At 74.8% G+C, this 683-nt stretch carries 1 protein-coding gene; it reads right to left on the bottom strand.

Features of this window, described 5'->3' with window-relative positions:
- Nucleotides 1–94: 94 nt before the first annotated feature.
- Nucleotides 95–683 (bottom strand): response regulator transcription factor (locus LPA54_RS34320; protein ID WP_228984569.1); only part of this gene is annotated, 589 nt, incomplete at its 5' end.

Raw genomic sequence — 683 nt, 5'->3', positions numbered from 1 at the left:
GTACTGATGTGGGCGTGGCTGCCGCGCACACGGGCGGGACGGACGGGCTGAACCGGCGGGCCGTCGCCTGCGGGCCGTCGCCCCACGCCCCAGGTCACAACCACCCCCGGTGGCGTGCCTCGTGCAGTGCCTCCGTGCGGTTGCGGGTGTCCGTCTTGCCGATGGCCGAGGACAGGTGGTTGCGGACCGTCGACTCGGAGAGGTGGAGGCGGGCGGCGATGTCGGCGACGGTCGAGCCGACCGCCGACTCCCGCACCACGTCGCGTTCGCGGGCGGAGAGCGGGCTGGGACCGGCGCTGAGCGCCGCCGCGGCAAGGCCGTGGTCGACCACCGTCTCCCCGGCCAGCACCCGGCGGACCGCCGAGTCCAGTGCCTCCACCGGGCCTTCCTTGACGAGGAAACCCGCCGCTCCCGCGTCCATGGCCCGCCGCAGATAACCGGGCCGGCCGAACGTCGTCAGGATCAGCACCCGGCAGGCCGGCGCCCGCTCGCGCAGTACGGCCGCGGCGTCCAGCCCGCTCATGCCGGGCAGTTCGATGTCGAGGAGGGCGACGTCGGGCCGGTGGGTGAGGACCGCGTCCACGATCGCGTCCCCGGCGCCGACCTGCGCCACGACCTCGATGTCGGGTTCCATCCCGAGCAGCAGCGCGAGCGCGCCGCGCATCATCCCCTGGTCCTCCGCG

It is taken from the genome of Streptomyces sp. DH12, from assembly GCF_020873895.1.
Lineage (GTDB): Bacteria > Actinomycetota > Actinomycetes > Streptomycetales > Streptomycetaceae > Streptomyces.
This window is presented reverse-complemented; position numbering and strand designations above follow the sequence as displayed.